The following is a 16199-nucleotide window of genomic DNA, read 5'->3' on the forward strand; positions in this document are numbered from 1 at the left end:
TTCAATGAGTAATAGTATACAAAAAAAATGTTATATATTTCAATGTATCTTTAGTTTATATGTTTTTTATTGTATTGATTATTGGCAGCTGAATCTATTGATGTCGCTCCAGCTATTTTAGTATGATGACATAGCAGGCTGAATATTTTTATTATAAAAAAGGAAAATTATATGAAGTTTATACCAGTAAATAATTTTATGATGTGTGTTTTATTGTCAATATTGGGTAACGCTTCGCCTATGCAAGCTTTTGGTTTTGAAGATTATCATACTTCGCATACTGTTACGTTAGCTCAAGTTGTTGATTCATATCCAAAATTTGAGGTGATTAGGGATTATTTATTGACTCAATTATCAGCTCGAGCAGAGGCTTTAGGGCAGCAACCTTCTGGAAAAGACTTTATTGCAATATATGATGCAATGCCAAAAGACTTACAAAAAGATTTAAATAATATGTATCTTACGATGCCTCTATTTGCACAAAACGAAGTAATTGAACAGTTTGGTTATGATCCAAATGAGCTTCATGCTGTTATAGCAAATGAAATTGCACAACGGGCAACTAAAAAAATCAATAAAGAAATTAATAAAGCTGCTAAAAGTTTGAATACATGGTGGAATGGTAAATAAAATTTACACGTGCACAAAAACCTACGATATTGCTGGGCTCATTTACGGAAATGCACTATTTTTAGTTTGAAAAATAGTGCATCAGGCCCACTGGCCTGCAAATTCTTGGAGTTTTATTAGCAAAACGTAGGGTAAAATACGACAGTGAAAAATTAATTCACTGAGCGCTACTTTAAAAATTATTATGAGATAGTACATCTTTTTTCTTGAGATTTGGGCGCATTTTGTAAAATTTCATACATGCTTTTATGCAAAGCTACATTTGGTTGACGTTTAAAAATAGTGATATCTGCACCAGCATCAATGAGCGTTTGTACTATTTTTGCATGATAAAATTGAACAGCTATATAGAGAGGCGATTTCCCTTGGCGATCAAGACTCTCGATACAAGCATCATTACATAGTAAATTGCGGGTAATTTCATCTGAGGAATTATATTTTGCTGCATAATGTAAAGGTGTCCATCCGTTCATATCTGCGGCGTTACTATCTACTTGTTTGCGCAAAAGAGCTTGTACTGCCCTCAGGTTATTATATTGAACAGCTACATGGAGGGGCTTTTTGCCTTGATGGTCTGGTATGTGTGGATTTGCACCATGATACAGCAGTAAAGTCACTTTACAGCATTCATCCTTTTGGTGGTTTTTATGAGCGGCTGCAAGGTGAAGAGGTGTTAGCCCGTTAGATTCTTGCGGATTAATGTACACACCTGCATAAAGCAAAATTCCTGTTATTTTATAGTTTTGTATAAAATGTAAGCAGCTTAAGCCTTTATTGTTTACCAGGTTTACATCTGCTCCCATTGCAATAAGGTCTGACACAATACACATTAAAGAGCGTTGCTGTTGTATTCCTTCATGAGAATTTGGTTTAAATATAAAAGTGTTTACAACTTTATGTAAGATGGTATTACCATCTTCATCGTGGGTATTTATAAGCTTTTTAATGTATGGTTGACTAAATTTGGTATGATTTTTTTTAAGATAGCTATAATACGGATGATCTAGATTGCTGAGCACAGGAATAGGTTGTTGAGCTGCCGTTGTTACAATGTCTAAGAAAGTATCTTTCATGCGGTCTAAAATAATAGACTCAGCTTGTGCAATAACATGTGCAAAGTCTTGTGTGAAGTTTTCATCTAATATATTTTTAACATGCAGTTCAGATTTTAAAAAATCATAAAATGATAATTTTTCTTCTGTAAGATCAAAGCCTTCATCAATATGTTTGTATGAATGAACAATATCTTGCACAGGAACTGTTCTTGTTTGCTGGCAACTATACAAAGTGCTCTGTAAAAGTGAAAATATGTTACCTGCAATCAACAAGCATTGTTTAAAGTTCGTTTTTATTACGTGTTGCGTATGGGATTTTTGCATGAGTTTAAACCTGTTTAAGCACTGCTGTGATTTCTCTTGTTTTTTTTCTTATCTGATTAATGAGGTACGCAGAGTCTACTTCGTAGGTAGGGTAGCCAGATTTTCTTGTATCACGTAATGCTCTATAATATAAACATAGTTCATCCATATCGTGAGTTCGTTTGATTCTAGCAGCAATATTTTTTTCATCGACGATTATCATAGATGATTGTATTGCCGTAGACATAAAATCTGTATTGGATTTTTGAGAAAATGGAATATGGGAAACAATTTTTTTGTTGCCAAGAAAATGTTTTTCAGATGAATGCGTTTGCGTCGTAACAAATACAAGAACAAGCATTATTATTTTTTTTATACATTTCATGATATATATTTCGTTATATGTAAAGAGCTGTTCTTGACTGCTTTGTATTAGTATCTTCAGGTAGTTCCTCAGCTTTTCGTTTTTTTTCAATTGCAGCAGTGAGCATTGGTGCAATGCTCGTGTTTCTTGCTAAAGATAAAGGAGTAGATCCTTGTAGCGATTTTATTTCAAGATCAGCTTGTGCATCAAGAAATAATTGAATTATTCGTGGATTTTCGTATTGTATCGCAAAATTTAGAGCTGTATTATTGTATTGACACTGAGCGTTGACATCAGCTCCAGCTTGTAACAACAATTGTATAATTTCTGGTCTGTTTTGTAGTGTTGCGATATGTAAAGCAGTATAATTATATCCATGTCGTATGCTTAGATCAGCTTTCGCTTTGATAAGATGCTTAACACCATTAATATTATTTTTATTTATAGATTCACTTAATGCTGTTTCTTTGTTATCGCTCATAATATCAGGATTTACACCAGCCTTGAGTAATATTTGCATTGCTTCTGAGTCTTCATTGCTAGCTGCAATAACCAAAGGTGTTTCTCCTAAGTAATTTTGAGAGTTCCCATCAAACTGCTGCTCAAGCAACATGCTTATTATGGAAACTCTGTTGTGTTGAACTGCGACATGTACAGGTATATAAACTTTTTCATGAATACTATTTTTATTGATATCAAGTGCAAGCAAAGTTTTAACAACTGGTAACGCATTGCTTGTAATAGCAGAAATGAGCAACTCAAACTCTTCATGTTTCCATTCTTCTGTTATAAATTTCATCCACCCAGCATGATGATTTTTAACATAGATACAAACAGGATTTGTATCTGTTGTATTGTTTTTATTTTCAATAGCATCACTAAGTGTTTGCATGAATAAAGGATGTATTGTGCGTGCAATAAGAGCTTGTGCTGTTTGTATTGCTGCATCAAATCTATCAACAAAATCACACTCATCTTCATGTTCTTGTTTGTTTTTTAGGTGTGTTGCAAATATAGTTGCAAGTGTTGGAATAGTTGTATTATGTTCCCGCAAAATAGTAAGCCCTTGTTCAAGTGCTGGATGAAGGTTAACGTAACCTGCAATTTCATCGGCATCAATTAATTGGCTTGTATCTTCAGACAGATGCAATGATGCAGTTTGAGCTAAAATTACTAAGATTAAAGTCCGGTATTTTTTAAATAAATAATTCATATGTGAATTTTTTCATAAATAAATAATTGTTATAATGGTAATGTAAGCATGCCATTATTTTTAGTGAACGGCAATTGCCAGTTGCGTACATCATATTTTTATTACGGTGCTTTGCCGTGATTTTGTTATGAAAATTCTGAGTGTCTGCAAGTCAGAAGATCTGATACAATCTTATTTCAACTAAAAAAGTATAACATAGCGCAGACTGCCGATAAGAATTTTGTTCTATGATTTTTACAAAAACTCCGAGAATTTGCTAGCCGGTGTGCTTGGTACACTTTTTTTAGATTAAAAAAGCGTCTAGTGGCAGCCGCCACCAACTTTCCGGAGATGAGCGCAGCGATATTGCAGGCTTATGTATTGATTTTAAAACTGTACAAGATTTTAACTATTTGCAAACAGGTTTTGCATTGCTCTCATGAAATTGATATGCTTTATTTATACAGTATGTATTAAATTTCAAGATATCTTAGTAAAGACTATCAAACTTCAGAAAAAACTGTTTGCGTATAGAAATCATTAAGATTTTTTCTTTATGGTTGATATATAAGATTGTGTACATGAAACATGTATACTTTTATATTTTTTATACGAGTTGATGCTTTTTACATTGATAGAGCTGAGTGTATGCAATTTTTTAATTTTAAAGGATGTTTCATGGGTTCGGGTCTAGAAAAAACGATTCATAGTGATGTGAAAAAATATGAGCAGCTCAAATTTGCCCTTTTGACGCTTGCTTTTTGTCTGGTAATTGGCGCATATACTATTGTGAAAGAACTTAAGGACACGATCTTCGTTGGGATTGTCGGAAAATCACACATACCAGAAGCAAAATTTTTAGTTGTCTTCTTTTTAATTCCGGCAGCGCTTTTGTATGCAACTTTGGTTGATAAAATTCGTCGTTATCAACTTTTATCATTTTATTGTTTCTTGTATGGATTAATTTTACTCTTCTTCACCTATTTATTAGGTTCTCCCGAGCATGGGCTTTTAAATACGGTAACCAGTCCTTGGCGTATTTTTGGATGGATATTCTTTTTTGTTCTTGAAGGTTTTTCACCGTTTGTTGTTGGTGTATTTTGGGCGTTTGCCAATTCAGTTTCTGATCCTGCAGAAGCAAAATCAAGTTATGCAACTATGGTAGCAGGCTCTAAAATGGGCGGTATGGCTACAGCTTTATTTGCATGGTACATGATGAGCAATCTTCGCGATGTCTGGTTTTTTGATTTTTCTGATGTTGTTGCACATCAAGTTTTACTTGGTTTGTCAGCAGTTCTTCTTCTTTTAGTTCCCCTTGTTATTTATATTTTAATGAAAAAAGTTCCTGGTCGCTATTTGCACGGTTACGAAGTTGTGTATAAACAAGAAAAACGTAACAGCAAAGCAGGTACTGCAAATACTGGTATGTTATCTGGTTTGCAGATTATGCTAGAATCGCCTTACATATTAGGTATCTTTGCACTCGTATTCTTTTATGAATCTTTAAACGTTGTGTTAAGTTATCAACGGATCTGTATTTTAGAAACTGCAGCAAAAGGTGCTAATGGGTTGGTAAGTTTATCGCATCTGACCGGATCAATGTTTTGGCAAAGATTTTTAATGCACTTTGCAGGCTTAGTTTTATCATTGTTTGGCGTTCGCGTATTACTTAAACGTTATGGCGAAAAAGCATGTTTATTGTTGGTGCCTTTCTTAGTAGCATTATTATTAATCTATTTTATGGTTGTGCAAACAGAAGATTCAATTACATTTGTATTTATTGGTTTAGGTTCTATTAACTATTCATTCTCGCAACCACTGCGTGAAAGTTTGTATATTCCAACCATGAAAGATATTAAGTTTAAAGCTAAATCGTGGATTGATACCTTTGGTACAAAAATATCAAAAGCAGCTGGAAGTAGTTTTGTGAGCGTTGCAAAACATGCAGTTCCAGGTACAGCAGGTTTTTATTGCATCTACACAGGATTTTTTACCGTGTTAATTGCGGTATGGTTTTTAACTGCCTATTTGCTGGGTCGCCGTTATGAAAAAGCTGTTGAATCAAACGAAATTATTATGCAGTAATATGGCAACTTTGTTGTTGTGTAAGTAATAAATTACAGATAAATAAAAAATATAATCTATTAAAAAGGTGAGGTTTTATGGCACAATTGCTGAAAAGAATGGGATTAACTTTAGATCTAAATAAAAGAGATTTATTTAAGATATTTCTTTTATCGCTCGCATTTTTTTGTGTGATTGGTGCATACACAATCTTAAAAGAGTTGAAAGATATTCTTTTTACTCAGTTTGTTGGTAGTGGTTATATGGGTGACGTTAAGTTCATCTCAATGTTTATGTTAGTGCCAGCAACATTGCTGTACGCAAAGCTTGTTGATTCGATGAGTCGTTTTAAGCTGTTATGTGTGTACAGTGGATTATATGGCATTGTTGGTTTAATTATTGCCTATTATTTAGGTGATGCTCAGATTGGTTTACCAAATGCTATTGCAAGTGGTGATCGTTGGTTTGGTTGGTTTATTTATCTGTTTTATGAAGGTGCAGTTCCTTTTGTTGTCAGTCTATTTTGGTCATTTTCTAACTCAGTGACGTCACCAGAAACAGCTAAAAAAGGGTATCCTTTAATGATTGCAGCATCAAAACTTGGTGGTATGTTTACTGCTGGTTTGGCATGGATGTTATTAACTCCAACAGGAATCATTGGTAATATTGGCTTGACTGATGTTGCGATTCATCAACTCTTACTTGGTTTAGCATCAGTTATGTTATGCATTGCACCTGTTATTGTGTACTACTTATTAAAACTTGGTAATCAAGAAAATTTACATGGTTATGAAGCTGTGTATAAAGTTGAAAAAAAAGAAGAAGCAGATGGAACTGATCAAACAGGGATGTTTTCTGGTTTAATGATCATGTTTAAACAACCGTATATTTTAGCTATTTTTGCAATGATTTTCTTTTATGAATTGTTGAATGTTGTTATATCCGTGCAACGTCTTGTTATATTAAAATCAGCAGCAGAATCATTTAGTGGTTTTTCTGGAGCAATGTTTGAACAACGACTCATTATTCATGTTATCGGATTCTTTGTTTCGTTCTTTGGTACTCGAATTTTATTAAAAGTTCTGGGCGAGCGCGCATGCTTGTTATTAAATCCTATGTTTATTGGCTTGTTGCTTGTTTACTTTATGGTTATGCGCGATGCTCATGCCGTGTTAGTTGTGTATACAGGTCTTGGTGTTTTAAACTATGCATTTGCTTCTCCATTAAGAGAAAGCTTGTATATTCCAACAGTTAAAGATATTAAATATAAATCAAAATCATGGATCGATTCGTTTGGTATGAAAATATCTAAATCAGTCAGTTCATTATTTATTAAATCAGCTAAAAATGTTGTGCCAGGCACCGCTATGTTTAATGTTGTCTACATATCGTTTTTCTCAACCGTTATTGCACTATGGATTTTAGTTGCATGGTGGCTTGGCAGAAGATATTGTAAAGCTATTGAAAACAATGAGGTAATTGGGTTACAGTAAATCTTGTTGGTGCAATTAAGCTTAAATATAGTAGTTGCACCAATGCATTTTTTACAAAAAAAATGATATAAGGCACACCGGCCTGAAAATTTTCAAAGTTTTTGTAAAAAACGTAAGGAATGCTGTGCAGTGGTAAGGTAGTTTGTTCGTAAGCTTGTTGTTTATACAACGTATGTGTAATTATTTTATATCAGTTTGGGTTGTAAATATTGCTCTTTTTGTTATTTAAAGTAAACTTAAGTATGTATAGAAAACAAAGCATAATTTACGTGTAAATTAAAATGTTAATAGATCATTACTTTGTAATGTAAATTTTCATAAATCTTTTGAGTGTATACAAAAAAGATAAGCGCAGCGTAAGCGTATCAATGTAATGTATTTATAAAGTTATATCCTTGCAAAAGGAATTTTAAGGTGTTTTTATGATAGATTTTCGTGATTTAATTCAAGCTGGTTTACATTTCGGTCATCAGAAGTCTCGTTGGTGTCCAAAAATGGCTCCATACATCTGGGGACATAGAAATGGCGTACATCTTATCGATGTATCAAAAATTGCTTTCAACTTAGAAAAAGCAGCTAAATTCTTAGAGTCAGTTTCTGCTAAAGGCGAAACTATTCTTTGGGTTGGTACTAAAAAATCAGCAAAAAGCATGGTTGAATCTATTGGCCATAATTTAAATATGCCATACGTTAGTCATCGCTGGGTTGGTGGTACAATCACTAACTTCTACCAAGTTAAAAAAGCTGTAACAAAATATTTACATCTTTTAGATGTGATTAAAAAAGCTGATGAAAGCATGTACACGAAAAAAGAATGTGTAGTGTTCCAAAAAGCTGCAGACAGACTAGGTAAAACAGTTGGTGGTCTTATTGATCTTAAAATGCCAGTTGGCGCAATTGTGTTAATCGACGTAAGAAAAGAAGCTACTGCATTGCAAGAAGCTGTTTCTGCGGGTGTTCCAGTTGTAGCGTTAGTTGACTCAAACGTTGATCCAACAGGTGTTGACTATGTTATTCCAGGAAACGATGATTCACCAAAAGCAATTAAATTAGTCCTAGACTATTTAGCAGCTGCGGCGGCTCGTGGACTTGATAAAAAAAGTTTACAAGAAGAATCTGAAGCTATTGCTCAAGCATCAGACACAACAAGCAAAAAACCTTTTTTGAAAAAAGTAGTAAACGCTCCTAAAAAAGCTGAAACTCCAATCAACAAAAAATTTGCAATTGCTGAACAACAAGAACAATTAACAGCAGCTCTTGCAGAAAAGCTTGAAACAGAAAAGTAATTTTTTGAGCTAAGATAGCTTTCGCAGGAGAGATGTCTGAGTGGTCGAAAGAGCATGATTGGAAATCATGTATACCTGTTACAGGGTATCGAGGGTTCGAATCCCTCTCTCTCCACCAAAATATCTTACTTTATATTTTTAGCTTAGGTTAAAAATAATAAAGAAAGATAGTAGCTAAAGAATAAAAAATTGGGGAAGTTTATAAGAAGTATGATGTTTACTTTGTCAGGTCCGAAAGGAAGCAGCAAGAACACTTATATTTTTGTATGAACTTCCCCTTTTGTTATACCATTCCCTATCAATCGATAAAGATATACCATGGATCACATAGAACTTAATTTAACTCGCAAATGGCGATCAAAAAACTTTCAAGAAGTTGTTGGTCAACCTTTAGCCATTCGAATTTTACAAAACAGTCTCTATCTTAAACAGTTTTTTCCCGTATATCTTTTTTCTGGTCAACGGGGATGCGGAAAAACATCAACAGCTCGTATTTTTGCAGCAGCAGTGAACTGTGCTCGTCTTCCAGAATTTCAGGTCGATCCGCGTAAAGTAGCATTGCCTTGTTTGCAATGTGAGTCATGCGTTGCAATGAGCAAGTCTCAGCATCCTGATTTTATCGAAATCGATGCTGCATCACACACAGGGGTTGATAACGTACGAAACATTATTGATTCATCATCATTTTTACCATTATTAAGTCACAAAAAAATATATCTTATTGATGAAGCTCACATGTTGAGTAAGGCAGCTTTTAACGCCTTTTTAAAAATTTTAGAAGAGCCGCCAGCATCAGTGATATTTATTTTAGCAACAACGGACATGCAAAAGATTTTAGAAACGGTAAAATCACGATGTTTTCAGATATTTTTTGATCCTGTCGAACATCAAGTTATTCAAGACCATTTAGAAAAATTATGCATAGCAGAAAATATCCAGTTTGATGAGCAGGGTCTTTCGGTCATAGCTCGCCAAGCAGATGGTTCGGTTCGTGATGCGATTAATCTCTTAGAACAAGTACGATTTGCAACAAAGAAAGTTTCTAAAGAAGCAGTTCTATCGATTCTTGGACATATTGATGAGTCAACATTATTGCAGTTGTTTGAAAAAATTCTGACGTGCAATGTGCAAGATTTATTACAGTTTTGTAGTTCGTTAGAAAAATATGAGATTTCGGTTGAGTACATTTGGGCTCAATTAATAGAGTTAGTGTACGATGCAATTTTAATAAAGTATCAGGTGCAACCACGACAATTCACTGATTTGTCAGCAGGGCATATACTGTTTATTGAAAAATCTGATCTTGGAATGTTAACTGCATTATTTGAGATGTTGTGCAGCCAAGAACAGTATCTTGCAAAAACAACCAAGAAATTACGATTCCTTGAAATGATGTTGTTAGTACATATATCACAAGAGAGTCCTCAGGGAACAAAAAAAAAAAATAAATCATTTGTAAGCGGTAACGAACAAAAACATCAATCAGATGAACAAGTTATAACACCAGAAAATCAATGGCAGCAGTTTATCAGTCATACCAAAGTTTTTGATGATCTTGTTTTGGTTACGATGTTTCATGATGCAAAATTTATAGAATTTGATGCAACAAGTAATCTGTTGACCGTCTCATTTTTGAAAAAATTTACGATTTTTAAAGATCGTTTAGAGCAAGAAAAAAAAGTATGGCATGTCGTTTTGCAAAATGTATTTGGGCACCAAGTTCAATGCAATTTTACATTTGAGCATGTCAGTGAAAATATAAAACCGGTTGCAGTGCAAGATCGTAGTGTAAGAATTGAATCAACACCGCCGTCATCATCACTGACACCGTCTCGTTCAGTAGGTAACAAATTAGATATATCCGATACAAATAGATGGCAACTTGCAAATGAGTTGATACAGCATTTTGATGGGATAATTACAGAAATTAGTGGGAACATGTATGAGTAAGTTAGCAAACGTTGTTTTAGTTGGTAGAACAAACGTTGGTAAATCAACGCTGTTTAACAAAATTACCCAAAAACAACGAAGCATTGTATTAGATCAAGAAAACGTAACTCGTGATTGCATCATGGAAGATGCTGAATGGAATGGCGTAGCATTTAATCTTGTTGATACTGGTGGAATTTCGCTAGTTAAAAAACAAGATTATATCTCTCAACAGGTATACGACAAAGTAGAACATATGATTGAAGAAGCTTCAGTGCTTTTATTGGTCTGCGATGTTCAAATCGGGATTACTGGGGAAGACCAACGTATTGCTCGTAAATTATTAAAATTACAAAACGATACACGTAAAGTATTTGTGGTGGTTAATAAAGTTGAAAACGCAGAAACAAGACTGCGTGTGCATGAATTTGAGCAATTAGGATTTTCTCAAGTTTTTGGCGTATCATCACACCATTCTCAAGGAATTGGGGATCTACTTGATGCGGTAACACAAGTTGTGCATGCTGCAACACCAAATTTTACGCGTGGACCATTAATTCCACGAATCACCTTGGTAGGGCGTCCAAACGCAGGTAAATCATCATTGATTAACTGTTTATTAGAAGAAGAGTTTGCGATTGTTTCTCCAGTAGAAGGGACAACCCGTGAAGCTTTAAAACGTAAAATTCAGTTTAATAAATCATCATTTGAGCTTGTTGATACAGCTGGTATTCGTCGCCAAAAAACGGTAGAAACTGGTTTAGAAACGATGATGGTAAAAAATAGTTTACAAGCTATTCGTCACGCGCATTTAGTTTTATTAATGATGGATGCAAGCGAACCACATCTTTCTGCACAAGTTTTAAAACTTGCAGAATATGCATTTGAAAACGGTTCAGCGCTTATTTTATTAATTAATAAATTAGATTTATTTACCAAAGAAATGAACGAGCGTCTTGAAAACAGTATGCTTGAGTATGAATTTATTATGAAAAAAATTGAAGTGTTAAAAATTTCATGTCTTGATGGTAAAAACATCGGCAAAATTTTACCACTCGTAGAGACGGTGTGGGAACGACACTCAACAAAATTCCCAGAAAATTATTTAACAGAGCTGTTCAAAAATGCATTACTACGTGCTCCATTGTACAAAGCAGGTAAAATATTAACATTTTACAAAGCAGTACAGGTTGGTGCAGCGCCGATGCGTATCGAATTAGTGGTAAGAAACCCTGAATTCTTTGGTCAAATGCAATTTTCATTCTTCGAAAACGTGTTACGTAAAGAAGTCAACATGAAAAGTATGCCGATCGAATTTAAGGCTCGTACCAAAAAAGGACCTGTTGTTTAACAGATTGTTTATATAAGTATTATGAAAAAGCGCTCACTATAAAAATATAGTGAGCGCTTTTTACATTAAAATGTTTTATACAATTGGTACAAATACATAATAAGTAGTATCAATGGAATCTTTTAGATATAAATTTAGTGCAGAATTTTGTACATAACCTGTAGGTGCACCTACTCTTGATGATCTTGTACCAGTTCTTTCAATAAAATTTGATGGTTTGCCATACAAATTTTTTGTATTGGTAGAGCTACTACTTTGAGTAATATGACCATGATTTGTTTGTTTTGACAGTGTTCCTATTTTTTCATATGTTGAATCATTAGATTTGTCAATTTTTGTTACATCAGTATAAGATTTAATCATTTTATTTGTTAATGAGTCTCGTATGATAGCATTGTTTGTGTTTTCATCCCAATAACCAGTACCTTCTAAAGAAGGGTAAAATGTTTCTGCTGAAATATTTACAAAACCGACAATCATTGCCAAAGCCATAATTTTTTTAGTCATATTTTTCATACATTATCCTTTTTTATATGTTTATTATGCATATTGATAGTATCAGATGCTATCTGTAAAAGTAAATAGAATTGTATTTTTGTTTCACGCTGAAACTTTGTTGATCGGTGCAAAAATAATAGCATAATAGTTTTAACTGATACTCAATATAGAGTATGATCATTGCGTTGATATCATATGTGCTTTTTAATAAAGGATATTTCATGCACATTAAAATTACGTATCGAGCTATGGATCATAGCGCAACCATTGAAAAATATGTACGCGCTGAAGTTGCAACGTTTGAGCAGCTTTTTAAACGAGAAGAAGGTAAACCATCTGTTGAAGTTATTTTGCAGGGTCATACAAAAGAAAATCATTTTACCGTAGAATTTGTGGTGAAAAGTGGTGCTTACAGTGCGTCTGCACGTGTAGAAGGCAAAGATGTTTTTGCAACTATCCATGATGCAACTCATAACATCACGCAACAAATTATCAAGCAAAAAGGTAAAATGCTTGATAAAGAACATCATCGTCCAAAGATGCAATAACGAATGATTTTTTAGAATTACAAGGGGAGCTTTATGCTTCCCTTTTTTGTTTACGTTTTTTAATCAATTTTTAATGGTAAGACTTGGCTCATAGTTTTTATAAAACATCATGATATCGGCATGATAGATTATTTATTGTATGTAAAAAAGCGTTTTGTGGCCGCCGCCACCCTGTTTCCGGCTGTGTCCGGCGTAGCTTTATGCGAAGCCTGGGAGATGAGCAAAGCGATATCGTAGGTTATTTTTCATTTCTCATATTACGTTTTTTTCTCTTGAAAATACAGCTATCGTTTTATAGATATTAATTGCAATAAGGCCTTTTTACAAGCAATTTAACCCTTTTGTAGAGCCATTAATTACAATTCGTCATAATAAAAAAACATTCTCTTTTTTTGCTTGAATAAACAACTATTTTTCCATACAATGACTTGAAATCATTGATCTTTTACAGGAATATTGTATGAAAAAATGGTATCTGGTTGTAGTTGTAATACTATGTTCGCTGGTGTATGCAGACAAAAATAATGATGATTTTAATCTTCATGCAAATTCATGGTCGCCTGCTTTAAACCAACCCGGAGGTGCTACGCGTAAATATGTTAATAGTGTTGATGGCATGGAATGTTTTATTACGGAGACTGACTCTAAAAAAATTATAACATCCTACGATTGTTATGGTAATAAACTTCATACGTTTGATCTTTTTTATGGGAGTAGCCAAGAATCTGATTTTTTAAGTCTATTTCCTCAAGCAGCTGGCAGTTCTTCAGGACATTCTTCTCCTCCGTTACCTACAAATTATAACACCCCGCGTCTTAGTTCACCTCAGCAATTACAACAATTTATTGAGCATCAAGAAAATGCTCGGCCAGGCAAGCGAGCTCGTAGTTTTCAGAATTCTATTACGGATCAACAAATTTTATCCAATCGCTATTTAGCTGGTGATGCAACCGATGAAGAAGTCAGGGCTTATTATGAAAATTTAGCTGTTGCTCAAGCATATGCAGAGCAACAAGAACAAGATCGATTACAAGCAATTGCTGATTTAAAAGCATTACAGAAACGGCATGCACAGGAATGGAATCAGCTTCGTGCGCAACAACATGCAGCTCTTGCTCAAGAAAAAAAGAATCATAAAGATAAACATTATATTAAACGATTGCGCGCTTCTCAAGAGCAAGCGCGCAATGAACTTTTGTTACAGCAATATGCTGAAAATCCTACCATGGCAAAATATTTTTATCTTGGATGTAAAAATATGAAAGATGGAGTATCCTCTCTTTTTGGGACACAATACAATCCATTACCAACTCAACAATCTACAATCATCAGCCCAGATCAGATTGAAGAAGATAGAGCTTTAATAACCTATGCACAACAGCACATAGATACTCATGCAAGATCATTAGATGATGAATATAATCTGCTTGATCAATCAAAAAATCTTTCTCATCCATCACCTCAAGATGAAGTTGAGTTGCAAAATATCCATGATGAACATGTTGAACTCCTTGCAACTATTGCTGAGAATGCGCCGCAAGAATTTATCGATGTTATGCAAGATCGATTGCAAGCTTTGCATGATTCATTACAAAATCCTACGCCTCGTGTTGTAAATTATCATTTACAAGATGATACCATCAAGACGCTGCAGGCGTATAATATTGATCCTGCAATTTTTCTGAGCACTGACGGAGTTGCAATTCATCAGCAGCTTACGCAAGAACTTGTTGATATGCTTGATAATCTTGGTGCAATAGCGGTAAAGAATCCCACCAATATTGCTATGCAAGAAAGTTCTTTAATGTGCGCACAAGTAGCTGCATTGGCTCAACAAGAAAATAAAATTCATCATCTTGCACAAGCAGTTAGCGCTACCAATTGCACACACGGGCTATTCCATTATCTTGATGGATTAACACAGCATGGCTTTGAAAAATGTGAAAGTATGATGCAATCGTTAGCATATTTTTCGACCGAGCTTGCAAAGTATACCGGATCTGTAGCACGTGGTACAGCCCAAGGAATTATCGCAACAGAAATCAGCTCTGCTGCCTTGGGGGCAGTTGGCTCTCTTGCGTCAAGCTGCGCGCCTGTGTTAACGGCTACTATCAGCTCAGCAGCATCTGCAGCTATTATTCCGATTGTATTAACAGCAGGATGTGTGTGCGCTACTGTTGCAGTTGGGGAACTTGCGCAACTTGGGTATTTTTATGCTACGGACCAGATGGTATCGTTTCATGAAGAGTGTGCCGGTATAACTAAATTTGCATCACAGTTTTATGATTTTAATCAAACGAGCTATCAACATGTTGAAAATGTTTCTCAAGCAGTAGCAACCGTAGTCTGGCCGAGGAAAGGTCAAGCAATCGTCAATGCATTGCAAGGCTTGCAGACCGTTCATTGTGATTTATATGTTGCAGGCGAAAAATTAGTTCAAAAATCTTTTGCGACAACCAAAGACGTAGTTGCTCGAGCACAATCGATGGTTGAACATCATCAGCTCGATGCATTTAATGGTTTGTATAAAAAAATTATGGGCGAGCATTATTTCGATTTTTTTAAGAAAGAGCAGCTCAAGTTAGCAGGGGTACTAGATTCGGTCAGCATGCACGATCTATCATTATTCTTGCCTGCAAATACCCACGTATTGCTACAAAAAAGCATTGAAGAAAAAATTATAACTTCTGGTGTGAGTCAACTTGGCCAACATGCTATTGAATCTGCAAACAAGTTAACGCCTGAACAAATGGCTGATTTTATCGCATGTCATAGCCACGAAGTTATAGCTCTACAAAACACCGTTCAGCAAGAAATTATGCAACAGCTCAATCGTGTGCAGACGGTAGTTGATCTTACCATTCCGATAAGTTCAGCACGAGCTGTACAATTAGCAGAGCTTGCTCCTTCAATTCGCCAACTGCAAGAACTTGCAAAAAAGACTGCTAACTTTACCAACATGCATGAATTGATACAAGAAGATATCATGTATCTTAATCGAGTGTATAATTTGCAGACCTATAAACAAGAGCTTTTAAAGTTTCTTCAAGAACATAGACCATTTTTTATCTATGAAGGGCAAAAATATTATGTTGAAGATGTTGCATCGTATCACATTCATGCTGGAGATTACTTTTTGAAGCATAATCCTGATGGAGGTCATTCTAATTATGGAGGAAATAAACTTGACCACTTTAGTTCACAGCTTATAAAACATGGTCCAGCTGGAAGTAAAGATCTATTGTTTACAAATCCAAGAAATAAAAATCGAACTAAAAAATCTTCTATATATCCTGAAGCTTGGTCAGAGTTGTTATGTGATTTAAAAGCGATAGAAGCAATGACGAGTAATCAAATTTCCATAAAAAAAAGTGATGATTTGAAAATGATTAATATAACTGGATTTACACCAGAAAAAATTGAAATAAAAATATGTTACGATATAGCTAATAAAAGAATTAAAACTCATCATCCTTTAATCTAACG

Annotated in this window: 12 protein-coding genes, 1 tRNA gene and 1 other RNA gene; 10 read left to right on the top strand and 4 right to left on the bottom strand. The window is 34.5% G+C overall.

Going from position 1 to position 16199, the window contains the following annotated elements:
• Nucleotides 1–171: 171 nt before the first annotated feature.
• Nucleotides 172–630 (top strand): hypothetical protein, encoded by a 459-nt coding sequence (locus tag C0J27_RS04770; protein ID WP_115586032.1) that lies wholly within the window; start codon nt 172–174, stop codon nt 628–630.
• A gap of 182 nt (nt 631–812) precedes the next feature.
• On the opposite strand, the gene C0J27_RS04775 is transcribed toward C0J27_RS04770, so the two are convergent.
• The 3 genes from C0J27_RS04775 to C0J27_RS04785 are packed head-to-tail and all read right to left on the bottom strand — an operon-like array spanning nt 813 to nt 3565.
• Nucleotides 813–2009 (bottom strand): ankyrin repeat domain-containing protein, encoded by a 1197-nt coding sequence (locus C0J27_RS04775; protein ID WP_115586033.1) that lies wholly within the window; start codon nt 2007–2009, stop codon nt 813–815.
• A gap of 4 nt (nt 2010–2013) precedes the next feature.
• On the bottom strand, nt 2014–2373 hold the full coding sequence (locus C0J27_RS04780; protein WP_162801815.1) for a hypothetical protein: 360 nt from the start codon (nt 2371–2373) through the stop codon (nt 2014–2016).
• Nucleotides 2374–2386: 13 nt separating this feature from the next.
• A complete protein-coding gene (locus C0J27_RS04785) occupies nt 2387–3565 on the bottom strand; it encodes an ankyrin repeat domain-containing protein (RefSeq protein WP_115586035.1) in 1179 nt (392 codons plus the stop codon).
• Between the two features lie 657 nt (nt 3566–4222).
• On the opposite strand from C0J27_RS04785, the gene C0J27_RS04790 reads away from it, so the two are divergent.
• The 7 genes from C0J27_RS04790 (at nt 4223) to der (ending at nt 11667) form a co-directional block, all read left to right on the top strand.
• Nucleotides 4223–5629, top strand: coding sequence for an NTP/NDP exchange transporter (locus tag C0J27_RS04790; protein WP_162801816.1), 1407 nt, complete (start codon nt 4223–4225; stop codon nt 5627–5629).
• Nucleotides 5630–5706: 77 nt separating this feature from the next.
• Nucleotides 5707–7101 carry an NTP/NDP exchange transporter gene (locus C0J27_RS04795; protein WP_115586037.1) on the top strand — a complete coding sequence of 465 codons (1395 nt, stop codon included), beginning with the start codon at nt 5707–5709 and terminating at the stop codon, nt 7099–7101.
• Nucleotides 7102–7523: 422 nt separating this feature from the next.
• The gene (rpsB, locus tag C0J27_RS04800; protein WP_115586038.1) at nt 7524–8387 is read left to right on the top strand and encodes a 30S ribosomal protein S2; all 864 of its coding nucleotides are present in this window, start codon (nt 7524–7526) and stop codon (nt 8385–8387) included.
• Between the two features lie 26 nt (nt 8388–8413).
• A tRNA-Ser gene (locus C0J27_RS04805) sits at nt 8414–8505 on the top strand.
• 70 nt (nt 8506–8575) lie between these two features.
• Nucleotides 8576–8671, top strand: an RNA gene (gene ffs / locus C0J27_RS04810) — signal recognition particle sRNA small type.
• A gap of 34 nt (nt 8672–8705) precedes the next feature.
• Entirely contained in the window at nt 8706–10337 is a 1632-nt protein-coding gene (gene dnaX / locus C0J27_RS04815; protein WP_115586039.1) for a DNA polymerase III subunit gamma/tau, read from the top strand.
• Complete coding sequence (gene der / locus C0J27_RS04820) at nt 10330–11667, top strand: ribosome biogenesis GTPase Der (RefSeq protein ID WP_115586040.1); 1338 nt, start codon at nt 10330–10332, stop codon at nt 11665–11667. Before dnaX ends, der begins: the two co-directional genes overlap by 8 nt.
• 75 nt (nt 11668–11742) lie before the next feature.
• Here der and C0J27_RS04825 read toward each other — a convergent pair whose 3' ends face one another.
• The gene (locus C0J27_RS04825; RefSeq protein ID WP_115586041.1) at nt 11743–12183 is read right to left on the bottom strand and encodes a hypothetical protein; all 441 of its coding nucleotides are present in this window, start codon (nt 12181–12183) and stop codon (nt 11743–11745) included.
• Nucleotides 12184–12386: 203 nt separating this feature from the next.
• Here C0J27_RS04825 and C0J27_RS04830 point away from each other — a divergent pair, with 203 nt between their 5' ends.
• Nucleotides 12387–12713, top strand: a complete 327-nt coding sequence (locus C0J27_RS04830) for an HPF/RaiA family ribosome-associated protein (RefSeq protein WP_162801817.1) — start codon at nt 12387–12389, stop codon at nt 12711–12713.
• Nucleotides 12714–13173: 460 nt separating this feature from the next.
• Nucleotides 13174–16197 (top strand): hypothetical protein, encoded by a 3024-nt coding sequence (locus C0J27_RS04835; protein ID WP_115586043.1) that lies wholly within the window; start codon nt 13174–13176, stop codon nt 16195–16197.
• Nucleotides 16198–16199: the final 2 nt, after the last annotated feature.

The organism is Candidatus Chromulinivorax destructor, assembly GCF_003366055.1.
GTDB classification, from domain to species: Bacteria; Babelota; Babeliae; order Babelales; family Chromulinivoraceae; genus Chromulinivorax; species Chromulinivorax destructor.

Bases quoted from the DNA above. Each gene is read 5' to 3' on its own strand.
- C0J27_RS04825 (WP_115586041.1), bottom strand. From the start codon at position 12,183: ATGAAAAATATGACTAAAAAAATTATGGCTTTGGCAATGATTGTCGGT.
- C0J27_RS04835 (WP_115586043.1), top strand. From the start codon at position 13,174: ATGAAAAAATGGTATCTGGTTGTAGTTGTAATACTATGTTCGCTGGTG.
- dnaX (WP_115586039.1), top strand. From the start codon at position 8,706: ATGGATCACATAGAACTTAATTTAACTCGCAAATGGCGATCAAAAAAC.
- C0J27_RS04780 (WP_162801815.1), bottom strand. From the start codon at position 2,373: ATGAAATGTATAAAAAAAATAATAATGCTTGTTCTTGTATTTGTTACG.
- C0J27_RS04770 (WP_115586032.1), top strand. From the start codon at position 172: ATGAAGTTTATACCAGTAAATAATTTTATGATGTGTGTTTTATTGTCA.
- C0J27_RS04775 (WP_115586033.1), bottom strand. From the start codon at position 2,009: ATGCAAAAATCCCATACGCAACACGTAATAAAAACGAACTTTAAACAA.
- C0J27_RS04785 (WP_115586035.1), bottom strand. From the start codon at position 3,565: ATGAATTATTTATTTAAAAAATACCGGACTTTAATCTTAGTAATTTTA.
- C0J27_RS04830 (WP_162801817.1), top strand. From the start codon at position 12,387: ATGCACATTAAAATTACGTATCGAGCTATGGATCATAGCGCAACCATT.
- der (WP_115586040.1), top strand. From the start codon at position 10,330: ATGAGTAAGTTAGCAAACGTTGTTTTAGTTGGTAGAACAAACGTTGGT.
- C0J27_RS04790 (WP_162801816.1), top strand. From the start codon at position 4,223: ATGGGTTCGGGTCTAGAAAAAACGATTCATAGTGATGTGAAAAAATAT.
- C0J27_RS04795 (WP_115586037.1), top strand. From the start codon at position 5,707: ATGGCACAATTGCTGAAAAGAATGGGATTAACTTTAGATCTAAATAAA.
- rpsB (WP_115586038.1), top strand. From the start codon at position 7,524: ATGATAGATTTTCGTGATTTAATTCAAGCTGGTTTACATTTCGGTCAT.